Raw genomic sequence first — 23,737 nt, forward strand, 5'->3', positions numbered from 1 at the left:
TTGCAACCTACGGATCACGAGGGCAAAAAGCCGCGGCATGCGCCGCAGCCAGTGTTTCTTGAGCCTCCGGTCGTTTAGCGACTCTATTTAACCAGCCTCAACGCAGATTTGGTATCCGCAACGGCAAGTTGGGCGTCAGTATGTTTACTTGGCGCAAGCAGACCTTTGAGAAGACCTTCAACCTCATCAAGCGGTATTTGGATCACTTTGGCAATGGTTTCTTTGGTCTCGCGCTTGGACCAGAGGTCCGCCAGGATCTGAGACCAGACAACCGAGGTTTCCCTCTCGATGCCTTCGGGCTCGCCACTTCGATAGCCCAGCTTGCCCAGCTGGATGCAGATCGTGCGGTGCTGCCATTCTGTCAGCAAACCAAGCTGGCGCAGACGATAGGCCAGCGCCATCGCGGAGACTTTCCAGCGCCGCTTGAGTCGCAGGATGACCTTCACGTCGATAAACCGCGGGACATGCGCCATTACGTCAGACCTTGGCATGAGAAAGGCCGAGGCAAAGGCGTTTGCCTCATTCTCGGCTTCCCTACCACCGCCCATTGTCCCATGACGATGCATGGCAAGGTGCCCGAGCTCGTGGCAGGCGTCGAAGAGATTGCGCTCTGCCGACTTGAAGGAGTTCAGGAACATATACGGGACGTCATCCATCCAGAAGGAGAACGCATCGACGTTCTTCGTATCCTCAGACAGTCCGAGGATACGGATACCCTTGGCTTCGAACAGCTTCAGGACCGAAGGGATCGGGCGATCTCCAAGCTGCCAATGAGCACGCAGCGCCTCGGCGGCGCTTTCCGGCGAATACTCCGCGTCGGCACGCAAGTCCGGCAGGTCGAGCCCCGGCAGGTTAAACACCTCCTCTGCCCATCGGAACATCTCAACACCCGCGCCGCCAGCGGCAAAGGCGGCGTCACGCTCTTTCGCCGACATGTTGGTTAGGCTTCGGAAACTGACCTGTTCCGCAGACAAGGCGGGCGGATCGGGCAAGGTGAAGTAGTCGATCGGGTAGTCGAGGACCCCGGCGATCTTTTTGATCGTGGCAGGATCCGCGTCATTTTGATCCGCTTCCAGTCGCGTGATGGTGACCGGGCTGAGCCCACACAGTCCGGCAAGACCCTTGGCGGTCATCTTGCGCCGCTTACGCGCCGCGGCCAGCCTCTTTCCGTTGTGCATCACTTCCCATTCTTACGCTTTACTTCGATGATAAGATCATCATCTTTCGGCGCGTCTTCTGGCAATACCGAGACAGGGTCAAGATCGCTGTCCTGAACAAGGTAGATCCTTTCGATGAACCCCCTGATTTTACTGTCCTCGATCACGGGCATGCTCAATTCCATGCGGCCGTCGGGATCGAGCAGAAGGTAGAACACCGAGAATCGCTTGGTCCTCAGGTTGGAACTTTTCGGTGACGGCAGCGTGACGACCGCAGGAAGAGCCACCCCGGCATGATCGAACAGGCTTGCACCCTCGCATACTTTTTCAGATTTCGCGCCGAAGTCGCCTGTCTTGGGCCGACGGAAGTCCGAACAGCATCTATCTGCTGTCTTGACGAGAACAATGACGTTCAGGTCATTATTGACGATGCCTTCCAGTCCTCCGTCGTAATAGAGTTCCCAGCCGTTGACGCCGATGTACTCGGCACGCAGTCCAGCGAGGCATTCATGGAAGGTGTACTGTCCAGCAGAAGTCTTGCCATGCATGGCACCGGCCATACCACGACCAGACATGGCGGATGCCCCCGCCGATATGAGGCGTTGCCGCTCCAGGGCCAGTTGGCAAAGGCGTGTTTCGATATGGTCCTGCTCTTTCAGGATCAACGTAGCGATAGAGGCCATTCTGTCTCTCATGTTAATTTTCCACACCTCATATGATGGGGTAAAAATTAACATCAAGCAAGACCTGCAGTCACCTCGGTTGCCGCTCGGGATGTTGCAATCTTTGGGCTGAATGTGAACAGTCGAAGGCCGGTGATGCCGTTTAGAAACTCCTTTCGGTTATGGATGAGTTGACTTGGGACCAGCCGTTCGTTGCGCATGGCTTGAATGACTGCTTGGGGCCGAACGGACCGACGCCCCACGTCGGCAACTCCCGCCTCTCCCTCAACGGGCATCTTGCAGGGATCGTCACGCTCGTTGCACAATAGTGGAAAATGAGGGCGCGCGCCGAAATATCTGAAATGCAATGGCTCGGCGCACTCAGAAGCTTTCCCACCAGCAATCCGGCAATCTCGGCGAGGTCCTCGCCCTCGCGAAGCTAAATTCTTTAGGGATCGCGGCCTATGCCAGCCCCGAGGGGGCGCCGGGGCACGACCTGATGGCGGTGGTGGATCGAGGTGAAGACCCGTCAGTTCCTCGAAAGGCCAACCGAGATTTCGCGCTGGCCGGTCGACATGGCTACGAAAGGTGACGCTGACTTTTTCCTCTTTGTTGAGCTCGATCTGCGAACACTCTCACCGACGTTCTATCTCTTGACGAACGAACAGGCACGCGCCACGCACCGCCTCTCGAAGGGGCTCGGGAACTGCTATCCGTCGCACGTTCGCAAGGCTGTCGCGGCAAACGATTTCTCGCCGCTTCTCGCCGCAAGTGCTCCTCCTGCGCAGACGTAGATATCAGCCGGGCCCAGCGGACTTAGCGCAACCTCGAACGCCTTGACCTATTGAACATTGCTGCACGCAAGTGCAGACGGCTGCTTCGGGGAAGCTGCTCCGCAGCGAGGTCTGTCTTCACGGAGGTCCGGTCTGGGCCGGCCGCGACGGACCTGCCCCTGGCGCTCAAATCTCTACCGACTCTGCAATCGCGAGCGCATCCTCAAGTTCGACGCCGAGGTCGCAGAGGTGGTCCTGAATTTTCGACCAGTTTGCCGCCGGGCTAAGCTATAGCATTTGTTTCATTTCAGGCGGCGGCTTTCAGGTTCGGGGCCCGACTATCATATGCCTCGCCCGGCGTCAGCAGCCCATGGGATGAGTGCGGGCGCTTTTCATTGTAATAGGTGATCCAGGCGCCGATCCCCTCTCGGGCTTCAGAGCCGGTCTCGAAGGCGTTCAGGTAGACACATTCATATTTCAGGGATCGCCAGAAGCGCTCGATCATCCGGTTGTCGATCCAGCGCCCGCGGCCGTCCATCGAGATCTTCACCTTGGCGTCATGCAGTACATCGGTGAAGTCGGTGCTGGTGAACTGCGAGCCTTGGGCGGAGTTGAATATCTCCGGCGGGCCGTATCGGGCCAGCGCCTCTTTCAGCGCCTCGACGCAGAACCCGGCATCCATCGAATTCGACAGCCGCCAGCTCAGCACTTTCCGGCTGTGCCAGTCCATGATCGCCACGAGATACAAGAAGCCCCGGCGCATCGGGATATAGCTGATGTCGGTACACCAGACCTGGTTCGGGCGGGTTATGGACAGCCCCTTGAGAAGGTACGGGTAAATCCTGTGCTCGGGATGCTTCTTGCTGGTTTTCGGCTCCTGGTAGATCGGCACCAGCCGCATGAGCCTCACCAGCCGCCGCACGCGATGACGCCCGCATCTGTACCCCTCTCGCTGCATGTGGCGGGCCATTTGCCGCGAGCCGTACCAGGGCGTTTCCAGGAACTGCCGGTCGATGATTTCCATGAAGGCCAGATTCTCGGCGCTTTCCCCGCGCGGGTGATAGTAGAGGCTGGAACGCGCCAGCGACAGCAGGCTGCACTGGCGACGGACACTGAGATCGAAATGGTCCCGCTTCACCGCTTTCTGCCTCCAGTGCCGAGGATGAGACTGGAGGCTTCCGATAAAAAATCCCGTTCCACGACCAGCTGGCCGATCTTGGCGTGCAGCTTCTCGACATCCCTCTCGGAAATCACCGTCTCGGCCGACGTGGCACCGCCAAACGCCGATGCCATGTTCTCAATCGCCGTTCTCTTCCAGCCGCTGATCATTGTGGGATGGACGCCGTATTTCTTGGCCAGCTCGGCCGTCGTCAACTCTTCACGGATGGCCTCAAGAGCAACCTTGGCCTTGAACTCCGCCGAATAGCGTTTCCGCTTCGTCATCTGGGGTATTCCTTCGTCAGTCGCTACAGCTTAGCAACTGGTCCGAAATCTTGCGACCACCTCTATGGCAGACGACATCAGAGGCCGTCTCGGTGCATGGTACCGTGTTAGAGGTCGCGATTACCTCAGTCGTCGCATTGATGCCTTGGTTAAGACTCTCCCTTGGGTGGATGCACCACCACCCTTTCGCCTGCTAGAGATGTCGCGCCAGTGGGGAAGCTGTTCACCATCCGGCGAGATCATCATCAATCGACATCTGATCAAAGCACCGCGGCAGTGCGTCGATTATGTACTCATTCATGAACTGGCTCACCTGAAGTACCAAGATCATAGTCCTGAGTTCTGGAAACTGATCGACATGCATGCTGTCGATTGGCGGAAGGCCAAGCACCATCTGGATGGGTTGGTCGAGGTTTTGCTCAATTGAAGGGGACAGCAGGCTTGACCGGTGGGGGGGGAACGCTCGGCAACTTCGAATGTGCCTAAAGCATTTCGTTCAAACTCTGAATCGTTTGGCCTTTCTCTCAAGCTTTGAGCGTGATTCCCTGCGATCAGGGAGGATTGGTCATGTCAGCACCTTTGCCGGCGGCCCTTCGGGTTCGGTTCCAGCGATTGATTGAGAACGGTTTCAGTGGCCGTGCGGCGGCGGCGCGGTTGCAGTTATCTGCGGCGACCGGATCGCGCTGGTCACGTGCAATCCGGACACGGGGACACGCTGAACCACTGCCCCAGGGACGGCCGAAAGGGCGGGGCAAGCTTGCACCGTATCGGGCCTTTTTCGAGGAACTGGTTGCGCAGGAACCCGATATCACCTTGTTCGAATTGCGGGATGCTTTGGCCGAGGCGGAAGGTGTTCATGTCCATCATTCGTCCATTGCCAACCTGCTGTCCCGCCTCGGCTTCAGCTACAAAAAAAATCTCTGGTGGCCACCGAACGCCGCAGTGCAAGGATAAGGCGGCAGCGCGCGGATTGGTTCGGACACCGGTTGCCTGCCATCGCTGACAAACCGGAACGTGTTGTGTTTCTTGATGAAACCGCAGTGAAGACCCGCCTGCGGGGCCGTGCCCCACGCGGCGCGCGACTGGAGATGGACGCACCGTTCGGCAGCTGGGGAACGCAGACGCTGATTGCGGGTCTGACCCACGACGCGCTGATCGCGCCATGGGTCATCAGAGGGGCGATGAACGGTCCGGCTTTCGCGACTTACATCCGCGAAATCCTGATCCCTGAGATCGAGCCCGGAACGGTCGTCATCCTCGATAACCTCGCCACACATCGAAACAGGCAGGCGGCAGAGGCCTTGCACGCTCATGGCTGCTGGTTTCTCTACCTGCCGCCCTATTCCCCAGATCTCAACCCGATAGAGATGGCATTTGCCAAGCTGAAAGCTCACTTGCGAAAGATCGGTGCCCGCAGCTTCACGAGCGTCTTCAACGCCATCGGTCAGGTATGTGACCTCTACGGGCCTGACGAATGCTCAAACTACTTCACCGCCGCCGGATATGTATCAAGTTAAAATCGAAATGCTTTAGGCGGCGAAGGTCGATCAAGCATCGCCCGGAAAAGTTCGTTTGCCCAATGAGGGCAATAGGGGGGCGAGGCAATCCGGACCAACCTTTTGCCTGCCGACATTGGCGGAAGCCAGAGGTGCGACCTGATGTTTGCGCTCCAAGTCTCGAGCGTCACATCAGGCTTTCTACTGACGGTCCCTTTCGCGGAAATCCACTCGGCATGCTCGTCGCTCAACGAAACAAAATTCGATGTATGACGTTGATTTCAAGCGCATGGTGTTAGGTGGGTCTAATGGTGGGTAGTTCCGACGTGATTGGATTTTATTCTATTATTTCAATGATGTCTGGCGGAGGAGGTGGGATTCGAACCCACGGTGGAGTTACCCCCACGTCGGTTTTCAAGACCGGTGCATTAAACCACTCTGCCACTCCTCCGCTGGGCTCCTCCCTTGCCGCGAAGACCGATCCGGGTCAAGGGAAATGGCGTCAAATCACATGCGCGGGCCGGGTTTTTCCTTTTCCCCAAAGCGCGCATTAGCTAAAGCTAAGGCCAAAGCAGTCAAATCACGCCATAAGTGAGAGAAATCATGCGTAAGCCCCTTCTCGCCCTCCTGGCCAGCACCATGCTGGCGCTTCCGGCCTTCGCCCTCGACACCGCCGCGCGCTCGGCGCTTGTGGTGGACGAGGCGACCGGCACGATCCTTTTGCAAAAGAACGCGGATGAGCCGCTGCCGCCCGCCTCCATGTCGAAGCTGATGACGCTCAACATGGTGTTTGAGGCCATCGAGGCGGGGCGTCTGTCGATGGATACGGAGCTGCCGGTCTCGCAAAATGCGGCGGCCAAGGGCGGGTCGAAAATGTTCACGCGGGCGGGTTCGCGCATCCGGGTCGAGGACCTCATTCGCGGCGTGATCATCCAGTCCGGCAACGACGCCTGTATCGTTTTGGCTGAAGGGCTGGCGGGCTCCGAGGATGCCTTCGCCGCGCAAATGACCGAGCGCGCGCAAGAGCTTGGCATGACCAATTCAACCTTCGGCAACGCCACCGGCTGGCCCGATCCGAACCAGCTCATGAGCGCGCGGGATCTGGTGTTTCTGGCGAACCGGCTGATGCAGGAATTCCCCGACTTCTACCCGATCTTCGCCGAAGAAAGCTTTACGTGGGAAGGGATTACGCAGAATAACCGCAACCCGCTGCTTGGCATCGGCATGGGCGCGGATGGTCTGAAAACCGGCCATACGGAGGAAGCGGGCTACGGCGTTGTCGGCTCCGCGAAACAGGGCGAGCGCCGGGTGACGCTGATGATTTCCGGCCTGCCGAGCGATGCCGCCCGCGCCGAGGAAGCCGAGCGTCTGATGGGCTGGGCCTTTCGCGAATTTACCACGAAACAGCTTTTCGAGGCGGGCGAGACCATCGCCACCGCCGAGGTCTGGATGGGGTCGTCTGACCGCGTGCCGCTGGTCACCGAAAGCCCGGTCGAGCCGCTCATTCAGATCGCCGATCAGGACAATCTGCGCATGACCGTACGCTATAATGGCCCCATCGAGGCGCCGATCGAGGCCGGTCAGCACATCGCCAATCTCGACATTCGCACCGGCGAGGACACGGTTCAGACCCTGCCGCTCGTCGCCGGTGACGCGGTGCCGCGCGGCGGCTATGTGAAGCGCCTGAAAACCGCGAGCGCGGTGCTGTTCGACAAGGTGATCGGGCGCGGCGACGCGGAACTGGCCTCGGCCGAGGCTGAATAAACCATGTTTATCAGCTTTGAGGGGATCGACGGGTCGGGCAAATCCACGCTCGCGCGCCGTCTCGCCGATCACCTCGGGGCGGTGCTGACCCGCGAGCCCGGCGGGTCCGAAGGCGCGGAGGAAATCCGGCGGCTTCTGGTCACGGGCGACACCTCGCGCTGGTCGCCGGAGACGGAAATTCTGCTTTTCACGGCGGCGCGGCGCGACCATCTGGAGAAAACGATTCAGCCTGCGCTCGACGCCGGGCGGACTGTGATCACAGACCGTTTTGCTGATTCTACAAGGGTTTATCAGGGCGTCGCGCGCTCCGACCTGCAGCCCATGGTGGACCGTCTGCACAGCCTGATGATTGGCCGCGAGCCGGATCTGACCTTCGTGATCGACCTCGACCCGGAGATCGCGCTGGAACGCGGATTGGCCCGCAAAAGCGGCGAGGATCGGTTCGAGGAGTTCGGTCTGGGCTTCCAGCAAGCGCTCCGCGAGGGCTTTCGGGCGCTGGCGCAAACCGCGCCGCGCTTCCGCCTGATCGACGGGCAAGGCAGCGCGGATGAGGTGTTCGCACGCCTCTTGCCGCATCTGGAGGGCGCATGAGCGACGCGCCGCATCCCTCTGAAACCAAAACGCTTTTCGGGCAGGATGGCCCGCGCGAGACGCTGTTTTCCGCGATTGGATCCGGGCGTCTGCATCATGCCTGGCTGATCACCGGCCCGCGCGGCACCGGCAAGGCGACGCTGGCCTGGGCCGCGGCGCGGGAGCTTCTGGGCCGCGATGTCAGCCCGGAGCGGCCGGAGATCGCTGCGATTTCCCCCTCGGCGGACCCCAAAACCGGGCGTCAGCGGGCCAATATCTTGGTTGACGACATTCGCGGGCTGAAGTCGCGTTTCGCCCTGTCCTCCCCCGATGAAGGCTGGCGGATCGCGATCATCGACGCGGCGGATGATATGAATGTGCAGGCGGCCAATGCACTCTTGAAGCTGCTTGAAGAACCGCCCGCAAAGAGCTTGTTTTTCCTTATTTCTCACCAGCCTGCGAAACTCCTGCCGACCATCCGGTCGCGCTGCCGGGAGCTGCGGCTGTCGGCGCTTCAGGAGGCGGATTTCAATGCCGCGCTGGAGGCGGCGGGCCATGCGCAGGATGGTAAACTCGCGGCGCTTTCGGGCGGTGCGCCGGGTCTCGCCATCGCACTTGGCGCGGGTGGCGGTGCGGTGCTCTATGACAAGCTGGTCGGGCTGCTCGACCGTCGCCCGATGGACCGCGCGATGCTGAGCGAGATCGCCGAGTATTGCGCCGACCGGCAAAATCCGGAGCGGTTTTCCGGCTTTATCCGCCTCCTCTCGATCCTGCTGACCCGCCTCGCCCGCGCCGGTGCTGGCGCGCCGCCCGCGCCGCTATCGGAGGGAGAAGCACGTCTTTTCAATCACCTCTCGCCCGATCTTCAAGCCGCGCAAATCTGGGCAGATCTGCAAAGCACGCTACGCCAGCGCCTTGAGGCGGGCCGCGCCGTAAATCTTGATCCGGCGCAGCTTGTCCTCGACGCCGGGCGCAGGTTAGACGAGGCCGCAAGCCGCATTTCCGTGAGGGCCGCATGACCGCGCTTTTGACCGACAGCCATTGTCACTTGGATTTCGAGACCTTCAACGCCGAGCGCCCGGATGTGATCACAAGGGCGCAGGCGGCGGGCGTTCACCGGATGGTCACCATTTGCACCAAGATGAAGAACGTCCCGCAAGTGCAGGCGATTGCGGAAGAATTTGACAATGTGTTCTTCGCGGGCGGCACCCATCCGATGAGCGTGGCGGAGGAGCCGATGGTGTCCGTGAGCGATCTCGTCACGCTGGCGCAGCATCCGAAATTCGTCGGGATTGGCGAGACGGGGCTCGATTACCACTACACCGCCGAGAGCGCGGAGGCGCAAAAGGAGTCGCTGCGCATCCATATCGAGGCCGCGCGGCAGACCCGCCTGCCCCTCATTATCCATGCGCGCGATGCGGATGAGGACATGGCGGCGATCCTCAGCGACGAATTTACCAAGGGCGAATATAGCTGCGTGATGCACTGTTTCTCGTCCGGTCCGGCGCTGGCGGAAGCGGCGCTGGAGCTGGGGTTTTACCTCTCCATGTCCGGCATCGCGGCCTTCAAAAAATCAACGGAACTGCGCGATATCTTTGCCAAAACGCCGATTGATCGCGTGCTGGTCGAGACCGACAGCCCCTATCTCGCGCCGCCGCCTTATCGCGGCAAACGCAATGAGCCCGCCTATACCGCGCATACGGCGAAGGTCGGCGCGGAGGTGTTTGGCCTCTCTTATGAGGATTTTTGCGCGCAGACCGAAGCGAATTTCGAACGCTTGTTCTGGAAGGCCGCATGAGTTTGCGAGCAACCATCCTCGGCTGCGGGTCCTCGGGGGGCGTGCCGCGTCTCGGCGGGGTCTGGGGGGCGTGTGATCCGGACAATCCGAAGAACACGCGCCGCCGCTGTTCGCTTTTGGTCGAACAGGAAAGCGCCCAAGGCACCACACGCGTTCTGATCGACACGGGGCCGGATCTGCGCGCGCAACTCCTTGATACGAATACAGGTTATCTTGATGGCGTGGTCTGGACCCATGAACATGCGGACCATGTTCACGGCCTTGACGACCTCCGCATGATCGTGATGAACCGCTATATCGAGGGGCAAAACTGGCTCGCGGCGCGGCTCCCGGTTTGGGCCGATGCGCGGACGAGCACGGCATTGTTCGACCGCTTTGGATATGTCTTCGAGACGCCGCCCGGCTCGGCCTATCCGCCCATTCTCGACCATCAGGAAATTACCGGCCCATTCGAGGTGTATGGCGATGGCGGGCCGATCCCGTTCACGCCGCTCCCGGTCGATCATGGGAGCATCGAGGCGCTCGGCTTCCGCATCAAAAATCTCGCCTATGTGCCTGATGTGGTGGAGATTTCCGAGGGCACGCTGGCGCTGATGGAGGGGCTCGATTGCCTCATCATCGACGCGCTGCGCTACAAGCCGCATCCGACCCATGCCCATGTCGAGCGCACGCTCGGCTGGATCGAACGCCTCAAGCCCGCCCGCGCTGTGTTGACAAACATGCATATTGACCTTGATTACGAGACCTTGGCGGCGGAGACCCCGGCCCATGTCGAGCCCGCCTATGACGGGCTTGTGATCACACTGCCATGAGCGGCACGGTTGTGATCACAAACGCAAAAGGATCACGCCGATGAGCAGCGTTCTGGCCACGATTATCCCGGTTTTCCTTGTGATCTTCGCCGGTTACATCGCGGTCTTCACAAAGAAATTCTCCGAAGATGGGGTGAACGGGCTGATGCGCTTCACCCAGCGGTTCGCCATCCCTTGCGTGCTTTTTAACGGCATCTCGCAGCTCGAATTTGGCGACGTGTTTGGCCCGGCGCTGCTTGTGCCGTTCTATGTCGGTTCAACCAGTTGTTTTTTCCTCGGAATCCTCGCCGCGCGGCATATTTTTAAGCGCCGTCCGGGGGAAAGCGTGGCGATTGGGTTCGGCGCGCTCTTTTCCAACTCGCTGCTGATCGGCCTGCCCGTGATGGAACGCGCTTACGGGCCGGACAGCCTCGCGCCGAATTTCGGGATCATCGCGATCCATGCGCCCTTTTGCTATCTCGTCGGCATCACGGCGATGGAGTTTTCCCGCGCCGATGGCCGCGGCCTTGGGGCGACCATGAGCGAGGTCATCAAGGCGATGACCCGCAACTCATTAACCATCGGGATCGCCATCGGCGTCGCGGTCAACCTCTCCGGCCTGACCCTCCCCACCCCGCTTCAGGACGCCATCGACCTCATCGCCCGCGCGGGCCTGCCGGCTGCGCTGTTCGGCCTCGGCGGCGTGCTGGCGACCTACGGGATCGCCGCGAGCGTGCCGACGGCGAGCGTGATCTCGGTCCTCTCGCTCATCGTCCATCCCGGCATCGCCTATCTCCTCGCAACGCAAGTCTTCCATGTGGACGACGCCATGCTCCGCGGCATCATCGTCACCGCCGCCATGGCACCGGGGGTGAATACTTATGTGTTTGCAACGCTTTATAATCGTGCGGAGACGGAGGCAGCCAGCATCGTCTGCCTCGGCACGGCGCTTTCGGTGCTGACGGTGCCGGTGTGGCTCATGATTTTGGGCGGGGCGGCGTGAGGCGCTAAAGCGTCAGCACCATGGCAACTTCGCCGTCTTCATCCACGGCGCCGGTGCGCTGAAAGCCCAGTTTTTCGTAAAAGCCGAGCGCGCTTTCGGGCTTGTCATGGACGCCGAGGGCGAGGCGCGGCAGGCCCCAACCTTTCGCCACTTCGATGCAATGGGCGATCGCCGCGCGGCCATGGCCCTGCCCTTGCGCCTCCTTGTCGATGGAGATGCGCCAGAGATAGGCGGCGTCGGGATCATCAATATCCTCGGGGTCGAGATAGCGCTGCGGGTCGATCATCGCCAGAAGGCCAATCGCGCGGGTCCCGAGCCAGAGCCCGCGCAGATAAATCCCGTCCTCATAAGCCGCCTGCGCGAGCGTATAGACCGGCGGGTCAATCAGCTTGTCCTGCGCGTCGGTCAGACGGATCGCGAAGAGATCGTCGAGATGATCACGCGTAATTTCACGAAAATCGAGGGTCACGTCGCTCATCGGATCGTCCAGAAAAAAAGGAAAATGGTGCGGCTGAGAAGACTCGAACTTCCACGGGTGTTATCCCACAGCGACCTCAACGCTGCGCGTCTACCAATTCCGCCACAGCCGCACTCTTGTCGTGTGGGCGGCGTATAGCAACGCCCGTCGCAGGCCACAAGAGCAAAATCGCTTGAATGTCGCGAGAAATATCGCCACTTGCTGATTTCATGGTTGAATGGACGATCTCGCCGGGGCTGACCCCTTATGAAACCGCGCTTGAGGGCATGGAGCGCCGTGTCGCGGGCCTTGTCGAGGGCCGGGCCAAGGAGCAGGTGTGGCTTCTGGAGCATCCGCCGCTCTACACGGCCGGGACCAGTGCGCGGCGCGAGGATCTGATCGAGCCGGACCGTTTCCCCGTCTATGAGGCGCGGCGCGGCGGCGAATATACCTATCACGGACCGGGCCAGCGGGTCGCCTATTGTATGCTTGATCTGAACCAGCGCGGGCGCGATGTGCGGGCCTTTGTGTGGAATCTCGAAGAATGGGTGATCCGCAGCCTCATGGCCTTTGGCGTCACCGGCGAGCGCCGGGAGGGCCGCGTGGGTGTGTGGGTCCGTCGCCCCGAAAAGCCGCCCCTGCTCGATGGCAGCCCGGCCGAGGACAAGATCGCCGCCATCGGTGTGCGCCTGCGCCGCTGGGTGTCCTTCCACGGCATTTCGATCAATGTCGAGCCGGACCTGTCGCATTTCGGCGGCATCGTCCCTTGCGGGATTCGCGGCTACGGGGTGACGAGTCTGGTGGATCTGGGCCTGCCGGTCACGATGGCGGATCTGGACGTGGTGCTGGCGGAGGAGTTTGGTCAGGTGTTTGGGAGATAGTCGCGTCTCAATGTCTTACTTGAGAACCTTTGGAACCCACTCCATTGCCCAATCCCCAAGCGGCTCCAGACGGTTAAAAAGGTCACGACCTGTCTGTGTCAACACATAGCCGTCCGTAGCTTTTTCAACCAATCCGACACTCCGTAACTCCTTCAGACGTGTATTGAGGACGCTGGGAGAAGCGGAACCGCATTGCGCCTGCAACTCGCGAAATGTCCGGCTTCCATCGCTTAAATTCCAGAGAATTCCCATTGCCCAACGACGGCTGAGAAGGTCGAATAACACCATGATAGGTTGGCCGCTCGCCGAGCCGCGGACCGCCTTACCGTATCTGGCCAATGGTTTGCTTTCTTCGGTCACCACAAATCCATCATTAGATTTTTCTTGCTACATTTTTAGTAGCAATCTATTGCTTTGAATATCGTAGCGCCTTATCGGAGATGTGCAATGCAAAAGGCAACATGGAGCGAGATCACCCTCTGGATTTTGCTCGCGCTGTTTTGGAGTTCCTCCTATGCGGTCATAAAAAGCGGCATCGAGACGGTTGATCCAGTTATTCTTGTCGCAGGGCGCATGATGATAGGCGCTTGTATTCTTCTAATCGCACTCAAAATCCGGGGCATGTCGCTCTCGCGTGTTCCAAGCGATTGGCGTAGCTATGCGATCACGGGACTGCTCGGCAGCGCGCTCCCATTTTTGTTTATTACTTATGGTGAACAGTCGGTAGATAGCGCCCTTGCGGCCATCCTCATTGCCTTCGCTCCTGTCGCGACAGTTTTCTTAGCTGCGTGTTTTATCCCAACCGAACCGCTGACATGGCGTATATTTCTGGCAGTAGTCGGTGGTTTTGTTGGCGTGGCCATGCTCGTGGGGCCATCAGCGATGTCCGGCCTCGGAGATGGATTGCTTGGCCAATCGTCCATCATTGCGGCCGCTTGCTGCTATGCTGCATCGACGATCTACATCCGACTGTTCGTGACTAAACCCCCTCTAGAAATGGCGACAGGCGCAGCTATTGTCGGGACGATCTTTTTGTTGGTCATATCATTCTTTGCAGGCGGACGTCTTTCTTCGGTTAATCCGACCCTACCGTCCTTGGGGGCGATACTTTATTTGGGTATTTTCTCGACTGCGTTTGCCAACCTTATTTATTTTTATCTGGTTCCAAGGCTTGGTGCGACACGTATGTCGCAAGTCAATTTCGTTATACCGGTCGGTGGAGCGGTTTTCGGATGGATCCTTTTAGGAGAAGTCATGACACTCCAAAGATCACTGGCGCTGATTGTGATCCTCGTTTCCGTTTATTTTGGCACTTCGAAAAGTAAGCCCACACGGTAAGATCAGCTCTTAGGTGCATTTTAGAAAAATCGTGGTGCAAGCTTATCCCTCCCCATCACAATTCCGCCATGGACGCGCGCGCCGAGACGCTTTAAGAATGGTCCAGCATAGGCGCGCTGGACGTGCCTTTTGATCTATTTCTTTGGAGGGAAGGCATGGCAGACGCCGTCGATCATTCGCATGACGACCACCACCGGCCGGGTTTCTTTGTTCGCTGGTTCATGTCCACCAATCACAAGGATATCGGGATTCTCTATCTCGTAACCTCGGCGATTGTGGGCCTGATTTCGGTCGCCTTTACCATGTATATGCGCCTCGAGCTCATGGAGCCGGGCGTTCAGTATATGCTCAAGGCGGATGGCACGCCGAACGGGCATCTGTGGAATGTGCTGATCACCTATCACGCGATCCTCATGATGTTCTTTGTCGTCATCCCCGCCCTGTTCGGCGGATTCGGCAATTATTTCATGCCCTTGATGATCGGCGCGCCGGATATGGCCTTCCCGCGCCTCAACAACCTCTCCTACTGGATGTATGTGGCCGGCACGGCGCTGGCCTTTGCCTCGCTGCTCGCACCGGGGGGCGACGGGCAGAACGGCTCGGGGATCGGGTGGTTCCTCTATCCAACCCTGTCGGCCAATGAGCCCGGCTCCTCAACGGATCTGGCGATCTTCGCGATCCACGTCTCGGGGGCGTCCTCGATCCTCGGCTCGATCAACATCATCACCACCTTCCTCAATATGCGCGCGCCGGGCATGACGCTCTTCAAGACGCCGCTCTTTGCCTGGTCGGTGCTGGTGACGGCGTTCCTGCTGGTCCTCTCGCTCCCGGTTGTCGCAGGCGCGATCACCATGCTGCTGACCGACCGCAATTTCGGCACGCAGTTCTTCAACCCCGCAGGCGGCGGTGACCCGGTTCTCTACCAGCACCTGTTCTGGTTCTTCGGCCACCCCGAGGTGTATATCATCATCCTGCCGGGCTTCGGGATCATCTCCCATGTCGTCTCGACCTTCTCCAAGAAACCGATCTTCGGCTATCTGCCGATGGTTCTGGCGATCGTCGCGATTGGTGTTCTGGGCTTCGTCGTCTGGGCGCACCACATGTATACGGTCGGGATGAGCCTCTCACAGCAGAGCTACTTCATGATGGCCACCATGGTCATTGCGGTGCCGACCGGGGTGAAGATCTTCTCCTGGATCGCGACCATGTGGGGCGGCTCCATCGAGTTCAAAACCCCGATGCTCTGGGCCATGGGCTTCATCTTCCTCTTCACCGTGGGCGGCGTGACCGGGATCGTTCTGTCGCAGGCTGGCATCGACCGCGTCTATCACGACACCTATTTCGTCGTGGCCCACTTCCACTATGTGATGAGCCTCGGGGCGGTCTTCGCCATCTTCGCCGGGATCTATTACTGGTTCGGCAAGATGACCGGCCGCCAGTATTCCGAGTTCTGGGGCAAGATCCATTTCTGGATGATGTTCATCGGCGCCAACCTGACCTTCTTCCCGCAGCACTTCCTCGGGCGTCAGGGCATGCCGCGCCGCTATATCGACTACAACCCGGAATTCGCCCTCTGGAACGAGTGGTCGTCCTATGGCGCGTTCATCGCTGGGGCCTCGATGATCCTCTTCTTCGGCATCATGTTCCACGCCCTCTTCTTCGGCCGCAAAGTGACCGAGCCGAATTACTGGGAGCATGGCGACACGCTGGAATGGACCCTGCCGAACCCGCCGCCGGAGCACACCTTCGAGCAGCTCCCGACGCAGGACATGTGGGACAAGCCCTCGCACTGAGCTGGCCCCATGATCGAATGGCTGAAACACGGAAAGGCCGGGGTGCACGCTCCGGCCTTTTTCATTCAACGAGAGGATGAGCCGACCCTCGCCCTCACCCTCTGGCCGCACCGCTCGCTCACCCGCGGCGGCTTCCGGCACTTCATGATCTTCACCGGCGTGCTGATCTTCATCCCGGTCCTGCCCGTCGCCGGATTCCTCGGGGTCTGGCTGGTCGTGGTCCCGTTCCTGCTGCTCACCCTGTTCCTCCTCTGGCTCTTCATCGAACGGAACTATTACGACGGCCGCATCGTCGAAGAACTCCGCCTCTGGCCCGACCTCATCGCCGTCCAGCGCACCGACCCCGATGGCAGTCAAAAGACCTGGGAAGCCAACCCCTACTGGGTCCGCCTCACCCTCCACCCCGAAGCCCGCCCGGAGAACTACCTGACGATGCGCGGCGAAGATGGGCGCGAGATAGAGCTCGGGGCGTTCCTGTCGCCGGAGGAGCGGGTGGAGGTTTATGAGCGGGTGAGCGGGGCACTAAAGTAATCCTAAAGACCTCGCTGTAGATCAACCGCACTACCCCACCAAGCTTGGCCAACCTCTAAACAAAACGCCAATATCGCGGAACGGTCAAAACTGGTAGTTTCATGTTGGGACGAAAAGGTACGGTGGGGTGCCTCAACATGATCAAACCTTTACACGGCCTCCGTGGGATCGCCGCTCTGACCGTGGTGGTCGGTCATTTCACATATAAGGGCGCTGCCAGTCTCGGCGTTGTCCTTTTCTTCGTCCTGAGCGGTTTTCTGATCGGCAAACTTTACATGGAGAAAGACTTTACCGTCGAGAATATCTGGCGCTACGTCGTCGCACGCTTCGCAAGGGTCTATCCGCTCTTCGCGATCGTCATCATCGCGACCGCGCTGATCAACGCGTCAACATCGCTGGATATTTTCGGGCTTCAACTTCGCGACGTGCCTTCCCACCTTCTCTTCGCCGGAGACGCGCGCACCGTTTGGACGATCTCGACCGAATTTCAATTCTACGCGCTGTTCGTCGTCGTATGGGCCCTACGTTCGCGGCTCCCCTCGGCAATTGCCGCCGTCCTTCCCTTGCTTGCTCTTTTCATCATTGTCGCCGTCCTGCTTGGCACCGAGGCGAGCCGGAACGGCATTTTCGGCTATCTGCACATCTTTCTGGTCGGCGTCCTTCTCGCGATCATCGCTGGGCGAGACGACGGGACATACCAAAACATTGCCGCGCTCGCGATCCCGCTCTGCGCCGTCGCCTACATGGCGGCCTATCTTCTCGTGCCGCAGCTTTACCAACCACGCTGGATTTACCTCGACCCGGTGACGATCGCGATTTGCGCCAGCCTGGTCATCTCCACCGTCGTGGGCGGAAACTGTTTCGCCAACCGCGTTCTCAGCCATCCCTTCCCCGTCTGGCTCGGCGAAATTTCCTTCGGGGTCTACCTTCTGCACCGCCACGTACAACACGCGGTCGACGCAGTCTGGCCGGGGGAGCCTTCCGCTCTCGCGAGCTTTCTCCCAAAGCTCCTCCTGACCCTCTTGCTCGCTCAACTCGCCAATTGGCTGATCGAGCGCCCTTGCCGGGCCTGGCTCCGCCAAGCCGGTGAGAGGATAAATTTGCGAAACTCACGGGCGATGCGAAATTAAGCCAGGGCCGTTACCCAGCAAATTTCGCGTAGGACATTCACGGCGAACTAATAAATCATCGCATGGATGTCGAAACCGAATGGCACGCTCGCACCGCCGAGTTCGCGAACACGGTCATCCGGCTCCAGACGCCGCGTTAGTCCGATCTTGACGACTTTATCGCGGTCCAGCGCACCGCCCCCGATGGCAGTCAAAAGACCTGGGAAGCCAACCCCTACTGGGTCCGCCTCACCCTCCACCCCGAAGCCCGCCCGGAGAATTACCTGACGATGCGCGGCGAGGATGGGCGCGAGATAGAGCTGGGGGCGTTTTTATCGCCGGAGGAACGGGTGGAGGTTTATGAGAAGGTGAGCGGGGCGTTGACCGAAAAGGTTTGAACCCAAATTTTTATCAAAGAAATCACTCCTATTTCAAAGAATTTAAGTATGTAAACCAACTACTCTAACATATGCTTTAAGTGCGTCGATATCGGCAAGGTCCGGCATTTTATGGATCATTCGATGGCAGTTAGCACAAAGTACGGATAAGTCATTTGAGGTAATTTTACGGTCCTTAAAATCATTCGCATAAGGTATTTTGTGATGAACTTCGAATACAGCGGAACAAATTTTGTCGCCGCATTCAAGATCACAACATTGGCATTTGAGACCAAATTCCTTAATCGCAATTTTTCTCGCATCCGAGCTCCGCTCGACCTTTCTAGACCATTTTCTCCGCTTTTTCTCACTTATACTCGAAACACTTCCATCGCTGATTAGCTTTTCAAACCAAGCGATCCAATAGTTGTCTGCATCTCCATATAGAACGGGAGACTGACCTTTAGGCCTAGGCTCCAAGCTATGAATCCTTTCGTCAACAGGGATCAGATATGCATTTTCCGGACGCACTCTCACTCTGCAGAAAATTTTCGATTTTCCGGCACGTAGTTTGTCAGGATGACGGATAGTGTCCGCGAATACAGTCGCCTCTCGATAGTATCCGCACAGGGTACCATCGCTGATAAATATAATGGTTACTCCTGAAATTTTCTTGTCTTCAGCGGCTCCACCTAACCGAGCAAGCTTACCACCACCATCTTTGGGTAAGTAACCATAAATATATCCGTCTGATGCGACTGAAAAATTATATAATTCATGTGGAGGGTTCCCCTGCTGCCCATATCTCATCACAGGCTCAGCATTCAGACTTTCACCATCGAAACGAGAAAAATTTTCAACACGTGCGAGCAAATACATATTCAACAACTCCAATCACTAATGACTAACAAATTGAACTTTTGATATTAATTAAGCTAATGTCAATAAGATCACCCACACCCATCCACAAAATGCCCCACTTCGGCCAGATGCCGGATCCGCTTGGTTTCGGCGGGGATCATGATGCGGGTGGTGTCGGATTGGGTGGTCCAGCCCGGCGGGGAGATGTCGAGGTTGAGGAAGGCGAGTTCGGGGATATAGGCGTCGGGTTTGGCGTCCGGTCCCTGCCCTTCGAGGCCGCAGCGCAGGCCATTCGTGGTTTCCATCGCGCCGACGATGCGCCAGCCGGGTTCCTCTTCGCCCGCCACCGTCAGCGTGACCGGGCGGGCGATAGTGCAGGCGACCATGGTCTCATCGCTCCGGCAGAAATCAGGGAAGCGAGCGGCGAAATCGCGGAGCGCACCCAGTTGTGACGGGCTGCGGCGGCTGGGGTAATACGCCAACAATTCGTCGTGGATACGGGTCAACCGGTCCTCGGCGTAAAGCGCGTTGCCGATGGGTTGCGCACAGGCGGCGAGGCCCGCGAGGCTCAGGAGGGGTGCGATCCATGCTCTCATGGATGTGAGCGAAATATATATTTTTAATAAAATCAAGAAAAAGCCCCCGGAGAGCCGTCTCCGAGGGCTTTAAACCTGCATTTCGGCAAAAATCAGCCGAGGCGTTGCTTCACCGTCGCGCCGGCCTTGGCGAAATCCATCTGGCCCGCGTATTTCTCTTTCAGCGCGCCCATCACCTTGCCCATATCGCGGATCGAGCTGGCCCCGGTTTCCGAGATGGCGGCGTCGATGGCCGCACCGGATTCGTCTTCCGAGAGCTGCTTGGGCAGGAACTCCGCGATAATGTCGATCTCGCGCGCTTCCTGATCGGCGGCGTCGAGACGGCCCGCTTCCTCATAGACCTTGATCGAGTCGCGGCGCTGTTTGATCATTTTGGCCAGCACATCGCGAATCTCGGCATCGGACACACCGTCGCGGTCACACGCATGGGTGCGCGCGGCGATATCGCGATCCTTGATGGCCGCATTGATCAGGCGCAGCGTCCCGAGACGGTGGCTGTCCTTGGCCTTCATGGCCTCTTTCATCTGTGTATTGATCTGGCTACGCATTGGCATGATCCTTTCAAGGGGGGCGATATAGGGATCAAATCGCATTATGACAAGCCCGTGACAGCTTGGCCATGCGGCATAACCGTTATGCTTGACCCGCAGCCCCGCCTCGCCTATGACCCATCCGATCCCGATGAGAGAGAGGCACAGCCATGGCGACGACAAGCCCGAAATCCGGCCGCGACACAGCGACCGGCGCAATTGTTCTGGCCACCGGAGAGGTCTTTTACGGCTATGGCTTCGGCGCGGCGGGCACGGCGACCGGGGAGCTTTGCTTCAACACCGCCATGACCGGATATCAGGAAGTGATGACGGATCCGTCCTATGCGGGCCAGATCATCACCTTCACCTTCCCCCATATCGGCAATGTCGGTGCGAATGTGGCGGATGAGGAGGCGGATGAGCCTTTTGCCTTCGGGATGATCACCCGCGAATTGCCGACCAAACCGTCAAATTGGCGGGCGGAGAGCGATTTGCCCGCTTGGCTGGAGAAATGGGGCCGGATCGGGATTGGCGGTGTCGATACGCGCCGCTTGACCCGTGCGATCCGGCTTGCGGGCGCGCCGCATGTGACGATTGCCCATGATCCGGGCGGGAATTTCGACATTGAGGCGCTGAAGGAACGCGCCCGCGGCTTTAACGGGCTTGTGGGGGCGGATCTTGCGAAAGAAGTGGCGACGGACAGCGCCTATGACTGGTCCGAAGGGCGCTGGCATTGGCCGGAGGGCTTCACCGCGCCTCAGACCACGAAGAAAGTCGTCGCCATTGATTACGGCGCAAAGCGGAACATTCTGCGCTGCCTGACCTCGGCGGGTGTGGCGGTCAAAGTGCTGCCCGCCACCGCCACGGCGGCGGATATTCTGGCGGAAGAGGCGGATGGCCTGTTCCTCTCCAACGGTCCCGGCGATCCGGCGGCGACCGGCGAATATGCCATTCCGGCGATCCGCGAGGTTCTGGAAAAATCGCAGATGCCGGTGTTCGGGATCTGCCTCGGCCACCAGCTTCTGGCGCTCGCCCTTGGGGCCGAAACCCGCAAGATGAGCCACGGCCATCACGGCGCGAACCATCCGGTGAAGGATCTGGAAAGCGGCAAGGTCGAGATCACCTCGATGAACCACGGCTTCACCGTGGACGCGCAAACCCTGCCTGAAAACGTGCGCGAAACCCATGTGTCCCTCTTTGACGGCACCAATTGCGGGATCGCCATGACCGACCGTCCGGTCTTTTCGGTGCAGTACCACCCGGAGGCCAGCCCCGGCCCGCAGGACAGCTTTTACCTCTTCGAGAAGTTCGTCCAGTCCTTGAGCTGACCGCGATTCGGTTAAAACTCTGTTTACCCTAAGTGGGTTATGGATCATGGGAACCCGAGGGAGGCTCCCATGTCCACGGTCGTGCCTTTGCACAGCGCCCCTGACCTGCCGCCAAGCGATGATCCGCTGGACGGGCTGACCGCTGTCTCGCTTGGTATGGTACCGCCCGATGGCGCGCTTTTGGCGGCGGAAGACCCCTATCATCTGCTCGCAAACGGCTTCACACCCTGGCGCAAACTCGGCGGCGAGCTGGTCGTCAGCGTGGACCGTCCCGCCGGCATCCGCGCGGCGCAGGCCCATTACGGGCGCGACGATCTCGTCTTTACCCGCTGCGCGCCGGATGATCTGCGCCATGTGCTGCATTTCGCCTTCGGCCCGGAACTGGCCCAAAACGCCCGCGAGCGCTGCCCCGAGGCGGACAGTTGCCGCAGCCTGCAGGGCGGGCTGTCTCGGGGCAAGGGGCTGCTGGCCGTGGCGGGCTTTGCGGTTCTCTTCTACGCCCTCCCCTATGCGGTGATCTCCGCCATGCTGATCGTGCTGGCGCTCCTGAGCCTCGCCACCACACTCATGCGCGGCACCGCCCTCATCGCTGGCTGGGCGGGGGACGCGAATTTGCCCGAAGATGTGCCGATGATCGCAGGCTATAAGGATGTCCCGGTGATCTCCGTGCTGATCCCGCTCCTGCGGGAGGAGCGCATGGCCTCGCAAATTCTGGAGGCGGTGAGCGCGCTCGACTATCCCAAGGACCGGCTCGACATCAAACTGGTGCTGGAGAATGACGACGACATCACCCATGCGGCGCTGGCGGGCGAGCCGCTGCCCGATTGGGTGGAAATCATCTCCGTGCCCGAAGACACGCTGCGCACCAAGCCGCGGGCGATGAACTACGCGCTTCATTTCTGCCGCGGCGAGATCGTCGGGATCTATGACGCCGAGGACCGGCCCGAGCCCTCGCAACTGCGCCGCGTCGCCGCCTATCTCGCCCATGCGGATGAGGAAGTCGCTTGCGTGCAGGGGTTTCTCGACTTCTATAACACCAAGCAAAACTGGCTCTCGCGCTGCTTCACCATCGAATATGCGATCTGGTTCCGGGTGCTTTTGCATGGCTGCCAACGCCTCGGCTTGCCAATCCCGCTCGGCGGCACCACCGTGTTTTTCCGCCGCACCGTGCTGGAGGAGATCGGCGCATGGGACGCCCATAACGTCACCGAGGACGCCGATCTCGGGATGCGCCTCGTCCGGCGCGGCTATCGCTGCGACGTGCTGCCGACGACCACCTTTGAGGAAGCCAATTGCCGCGCGCTTCCATGGGTGAAACAACGCTCCCGCTGGCTCAAGGGCTATGCGATGACATGGGCCACCCATATGCGCGACCCGGCGCGGCTCTGGCATGATCTCGGGCCGAAGGGGTTCTGCGCCTTCCAGATCCTCTTCATGGGCGCAATCGCCGCCTATCTCGCAACGCCGCTCTTCTGGGTGCTCTGGACCGGGTTTTTCGGCCTTGGCCTCGTCCCGTGGGACCATCTGCCCGGCCCGGTTCTGGCATTCTTTTACGGGGCGCTCCTCGCCGGACAGATCACCATGGTCAGCGTCGCGCTCCGCGCCGTCTGGGCCAAGGAGCGGCGGCATCTCGTCAAATGGGTGTTCTCGCTGCCGTTCTATTGGCCGCTCGGCGCGCTCGCCGGATACAAGGCCCTGTTCGAGCTTTTCACCAAACCCTTCTATTGGGACAAAACCGAGCATGGCCGCAGTCTCGGCACCGGGTTCGACGAGCCCTGAGCCCGCTTAAGGCTCCGTGCCCAGCCGAAGCCGTGTCTCGAATGCTGTGCTGAGATGCTTGCGAATGGCGCTCGCCGCCCCATCCTCATCCCGCGCCGTGATCGCATCGACGATCCGCTGATGCTCCGCCAGCGCCGCCGCGCCGCGCCCTTCCGCCGAGAGCGACGTGCTCGACATCAGCGCCATGGAGCGGCGGATCATCTCAAGCTGCCGGATCAAAAAGCGGTTATGGCTCGCCAGATGGATCTGGTGGTGAAAGCGACGGTTCGACTGGGCCAGCGCCATCGGGTCATCCACCCGCGCGCGGTCCTCATCGACAAGCTGTTGCAGCACCCGCATCTCCTCGGGCGCAGCATGACGGGCCGCGAGCCGCGCCGCCAGCCCTTCCAGCTCCGAGCGCACCGTGTAAAGCTCCCCCAGCTCGTCATGGCTGAGCGAAGCCACCACCAGAGAGCGCCCGTCCCGGCGCAGCATCCCTTGCGTCTCCAGCCGCTGAAGCACCTCGCGGATCGGCGTGCGCGAGACCCCGAGACGCTCGGCCAGCTCGGACTCCACAAGCCGGTCGCCGGGCTGAAACTCGCCGCGCTCGATGAGGCTCAGGACAAGACTATAGGCGTCGGTCTGGCTCATAACGGGATACGATGGTCGACAATCATATCCCGACGCTAAACCGGAACCGCCGCAAAGCGCCAGCAATTTA

26 protein-coding genes and 2 tRNA genes are annotated in these 23,737 nt (G+C 59.8%); 17 read left to right on the top strand and 11 right to left on the bottom strand.

The features are described from left to right. Positions 1-83: 83 nt before the first annotated feature. Together ACMA5I_RS13215 and ACMA5I_RS13220 are read right to left on the bottom strand one after the other, a co-directional pair. Positions 84-1,178 carry a helix-turn-helix domain-containing protein gene (locus ACMA5I_RS13215; RefSeq protein ID WP_525886748.1) on the bottom strand — a complete coding sequence of 365 codons (1,095 nt, stop codon included), beginning with the start codon at positions 1,176-1,178 and terminating at the stop codon, positions 84-86. Beyond that, positions 1,178-1,840 carry a hypothetical protein gene (locus tag ACMA5I_RS13220; protein WP_525886749.1) on the bottom strand — a complete coding sequence of 221 codons (663 nt, stop codon included), beginning with the start codon at positions 1,838-1,840 and terminating at the stop codon, positions 1,178-1,180. The genes ACMA5I_RS13215 and ACMA5I_RS13220 overlap by 1 nt, the downstream gene beginning before the upstream one ends. 497 nt (positions 1,841-2,337) lie before the next feature. Between ACMA5I_RS13220 and ACMA5I_RS13225 the strand changes: the two genes are divergently transcribed. Continuing rightward, complete coding sequence (locus ACMA5I_RS13225; protein ID WP_525886750.1) at positions 2,338-2,613, top strand: hypothetical protein; 276 nt, start codon at positions 2,338-2,340, stop codon at positions 2,611-2,613. Between the two features lie 286 nt (positions 2,614-2,899). On the opposite strand, the gene ACMA5I_RS13230 is transcribed toward ACMA5I_RS13225, so the two are convergent. Then, a protein-coding gene (locus ACMA5I_RS13230; RefSeq protein WP_525886751.1) for an IS3 family transposase occupies positions 2,900-4,035 on the bottom strand; the annotation gives its coding sequence in 2 pieces (ribosomal slippage) (positions 2,900-3,771 and positions 3,771-4,035; 1,137 coding nt in all). A gap of 64 nt (positions 4,036-4,099) precedes the next feature. On the opposite strand from ACMA5I_RS13230, the gene ACMA5I_RS13235 reads away from it, so the two are divergent. Together ACMA5I_RS13235 and ACMA5I_RS13240 are read left to right on the top strand one after the other, a co-directional pair. Beyond that, positions 4,100-4,462 (top strand): M48 family metallopeptidase, encoded by a 363-nt coding sequence (locus ACMA5I_RS13235; RefSeq protein WP_525886752.1) that lies wholly within the window; start codon positions 4,100-4,102, stop codon positions 4,460-4,462. A 140-nt stretch (positions 4,463-4,602) separates the two neighbouring features. Next, positions 4,603-5,552 (top strand): IS630 family transposase gene (locus ACMA5I_RS13240; protein ID WP_525886753.1). Its coding sequence is split into 2 segments (ribosomal slippage): positions 4,603-4,944 and positions 4,947-5,552, totalling 948 coding nucleotides; the frame shifts between segments, so codons are not numbered across the junction. Between the two features lie 340 nt (positions 5,553-5,892). Here the strand turns inward: ACMA5I_RS13240 and ACMA5I_RS13245 are convergent. After that, a tRNA-Ser gene (locus tag ACMA5I_RS13245) sits at positions 5,893-5,982 on the bottom strand. Between the two features lie 152 nt (positions 5,983-6,134). On the opposite strand from ACMA5I_RS13245, the gene ACMA5I_RS13250 reads away from it, so the two are divergent. Genes ACMA5I_RS13250 through ACMA5I_RS13275 form a run of 6 tightly spaced genes read left to right on the top strand, consistent with a single transcriptional unit; the run spans position 6,135 to position 11,457 of the window. Beyond that, positions 6,135-7,295, top strand: coding sequence for a D-alanyl-D-alanine carboxypeptidase family protein (locus ACMA5I_RS13250; RefSeq protein WP_525886754.1), 1,161 nt, complete (start codon positions 6,135-6,137; stop codon positions 7,293-7,295). A 3-nt stretch (positions 7,296-7,298) separates the two neighbouring features. After that, positions 7,299-7,886 (top strand): dTMP kinase, encoded by a 588-nt coding sequence (gene tmk / locus ACMA5I_RS13255; RefSeq protein ID WP_525886755.1) that lies wholly within the window; start codon positions 7,299-7,301, stop codon positions 7,884-7,886. Then, on the top strand, positions 7,883-8,884 hold the full coding sequence (locus tag ACMA5I_RS13260) for a DNA polymerase III subunit delta' (protein ID WP_525886756.1): 1,002 nt from the start codon (positions 7,883-7,885) through the stop codon (positions 8,882-8,884). Before tmk ends, ACMA5I_RS13260 begins: the two co-directional genes overlap by 4 nt. Beyond that, complete coding sequence (locus tag ACMA5I_RS13265; RefSeq protein WP_525886757.1) at positions 8,881-9,663, top strand: TatD family hydrolase; 783 nt, start codon at positions 8,881-8,883, stop codon at positions 9,661-9,663. The genes ACMA5I_RS13260 and ACMA5I_RS13265 overlap by 4 nt, the downstream gene beginning before the upstream one ends. Then, positions 9,660-10,475 (top strand): MBL fold metallo-hydrolase, encoded by an 816-nt coding sequence (locus ACMA5I_RS13270; protein WP_525886758.1) that lies wholly within the window; start codon positions 9,660-9,662, stop codon positions 10,473-10,475. The genes ACMA5I_RS13265 and ACMA5I_RS13270 overlap by 4 nt, the downstream gene beginning before the upstream one ends. A 40-nt stretch (positions 10,476-10,515) precedes the next feature. Further along, the gene (locus tag ACMA5I_RS13275; RefSeq protein WP_525886759.1) at positions 10,516-11,457 is read left to right on the top strand and encodes an AEC family transporter; all 942 of its coding nucleotides are present in this window, start codon (positions 10,516-10,518) and stop codon (positions 11,455-11,457) included. A 4-nt stretch (positions 11,458-11,461) separates the two neighbouring features. Here ACMA5I_RS13275 and ACMA5I_RS13280 read toward each other — a convergent pair whose 3' ends face one another. Both ACMA5I_RS13280 and ACMA5I_RS13285 read right to left on the bottom strand, forming a co-directional pair. Next, the gene (locus tag ACMA5I_RS13280; protein WP_525886760.1) at positions 11,462-11,935 is read right to left on the bottom strand and encodes a GNAT family N-acetyltransferase; all 474 of its coding nucleotides are present in this window, start codon (positions 11,933-11,935) and stop codon (positions 11,462-11,464) included. Between the two features lie 25 nt (positions 11,936-11,960). Continuing rightward, a tRNA-Leu gene (locus tag ACMA5I_RS13285) sits at positions 11,961-12,047 on the bottom strand. A 97-nt stretch (positions 12,048-12,144) separates the two neighbouring features. Here ACMA5I_RS13285 and lipB point away from each other — a divergent pair. Continuing rightward, complete coding sequence (gene lipB, locus ACMA5I_RS13290) at positions 12,145-12,795, top strand: lipoyl(octanoyl) transferase LipB (protein WP_525886761.1); 651 nt, start codon at positions 12,145-12,147, stop codon at positions 12,793-12,795. Between the two features lie 15 nt (positions 12,796-12,810). Here the strand turns inward: lipB and ACMA5I_RS13295 are convergent, their stop codons facing one another. Next, complete coding sequence (locus tag ACMA5I_RS13295) at positions 12,811-13,155, bottom strand: winged helix-turn-helix transcriptional regulator (RefSeq protein WP_525886762.1); 345 nt, start codon at positions 13,153-13,155, stop codon at positions 12,811-12,813. An 87-nt stretch (positions 13,156-13,242) separates the two neighbouring features. Between ACMA5I_RS13295 and ACMA5I_RS13300 the strand changes: the two genes are divergently transcribed. From ACMA5I_RS13300 to ACMA5I_RS13320, 5 genes are all read left to right on the top strand, one after another. Continuing rightward, entirely contained in the window at positions 13,243-14,133 is an 891-nt protein-coding gene (locus tag ACMA5I_RS13300) for an EamA family transporter (RefSeq protein WP_525886763.1), read from the top strand. Between the two features lie 155 nt (positions 14,134-14,288). After that, complete coding sequence (gene ctaD, locus ACMA5I_RS13305; protein ID WP_525886764.1) at positions 14,289-15,926, top strand: cytochrome c oxidase subunit I; 1,638 nt, start codon at positions 14,289-14,291, stop codon at positions 15,924-15,926. Between the two features lie 42 nt (positions 15,927-15,968). Then, positions 15,969-16,457, top strand: a complete 489-nt coding sequence (locus tag ACMA5I_RS13310) for a DUF2244 domain-containing protein (RefSeq protein WP_525886765.1) — start codon at positions 15,969-15,971, stop codon at positions 16,455-16,457. Between the two features lie 137 nt (positions 16,458-16,594). Then, positions 16,595-17,587, top strand: a complete 993-nt coding sequence (locus ACMA5I_RS13315) for an acyltransferase family protein (protein WP_525886766.1) — start codon at positions 16,595-16,597, stop codon at positions 17,585-17,587. Between the two features lie 158 nt (positions 17,588-17,745). Next, positions 17,746-17,964, top strand: a complete 219-nt coding sequence (locus ACMA5I_RS13320) for a DUF2244 domain-containing protein (RefSeq protein WP_525886915.1) — start codon at positions 17,746-17,748, stop codon at positions 17,962-17,964. Positions 17,965-18,006: 42 nt separating this feature from the next. On the opposite strand, the gene ACMA5I_RS13325 is transcribed toward ACMA5I_RS13320, so the two are convergent. From ACMA5I_RS13325 to ACMA5I_RS13335, 3 genes are all read right to left on the bottom strand, one after another. After that, positions 18,007-18,822: an HNH endonuclease signature motif containing protein gene (locus ACMA5I_RS13325; RefSeq protein ID WP_525886767.1), complete on the bottom strand. Its 816-nt coding sequence runs from the start codon at positions 18,820-18,822 to the stop codon at positions 18,007-18,009. Between the two features lie 71 nt (positions 18,823-18,893). Further along, entirely contained in the window at positions 18,894-19,400 is a 507-nt protein-coding gene (locus ACMA5I_RS13330; RefSeq protein ID WP_525886768.1) for a hypothetical protein, read from the bottom strand. A gap of 92 nt (positions 19,401-19,492) precedes the next feature. Further along, positions 19,493-19,954, bottom strand: a complete 462-nt coding sequence (locus tag ACMA5I_RS13335) for a GatB/YqeY domain-containing protein (protein ID WP_525886769.1) — start codon at positions 19,952-19,954, stop codon at positions 19,493-19,495. Positions 19,955-20,100: 146 nt separating this feature from the next. Here ACMA5I_RS13335 and carA point away from each other — a divergent pair, with 146 nt between their 5' ends. Beyond that, positions 20,101-21,258, top strand: coding sequence for a glutamine-hydrolyzing carbamoyl-phosphate synthase small subunit (gene carA, locus ACMA5I_RS13340; RefSeq protein ID WP_525886770.1), 1,158 nt, complete (start codon positions 20,101-20,103; stop codon positions 21,256-21,258). A gap of 69 nt (positions 21,259-21,327) precedes the next feature. Then, positions 21,328-23,037, top strand: coding sequence for a glycosyltransferase (locus ACMA5I_RS13345; RefSeq protein WP_525886771.1), 1,710 nt, complete (start codon positions 21,328-21,330; stop codon positions 23,035-23,037). Between the two features lie 6 nt (positions 23,038-23,043). On the opposite strand, the gene ACMA5I_RS13350 is transcribed toward ACMA5I_RS13345, so the two are convergent. Beyond that, positions 23,044-23,667 (bottom strand): GntR family transcriptional regulator, encoded by a 624-nt coding sequence (locus tag ACMA5I_RS13350; protein WP_525886772.1) that lies wholly within the window; start codon positions 23,665-23,667, stop codon positions 23,044-23,046. Positions 23,668-23,737 lie beyond the last annotated feature (70 nt).

Origin of the sequence: Jujubicoccus corallicola (assembly GCF_047345645.1) — a bacterium.
Lineage (GTDB): Bacteria > Pseudomonadota > Alphaproteobacteria > Rhodobacterales > Rhodobacteraceae > JBLEFH01.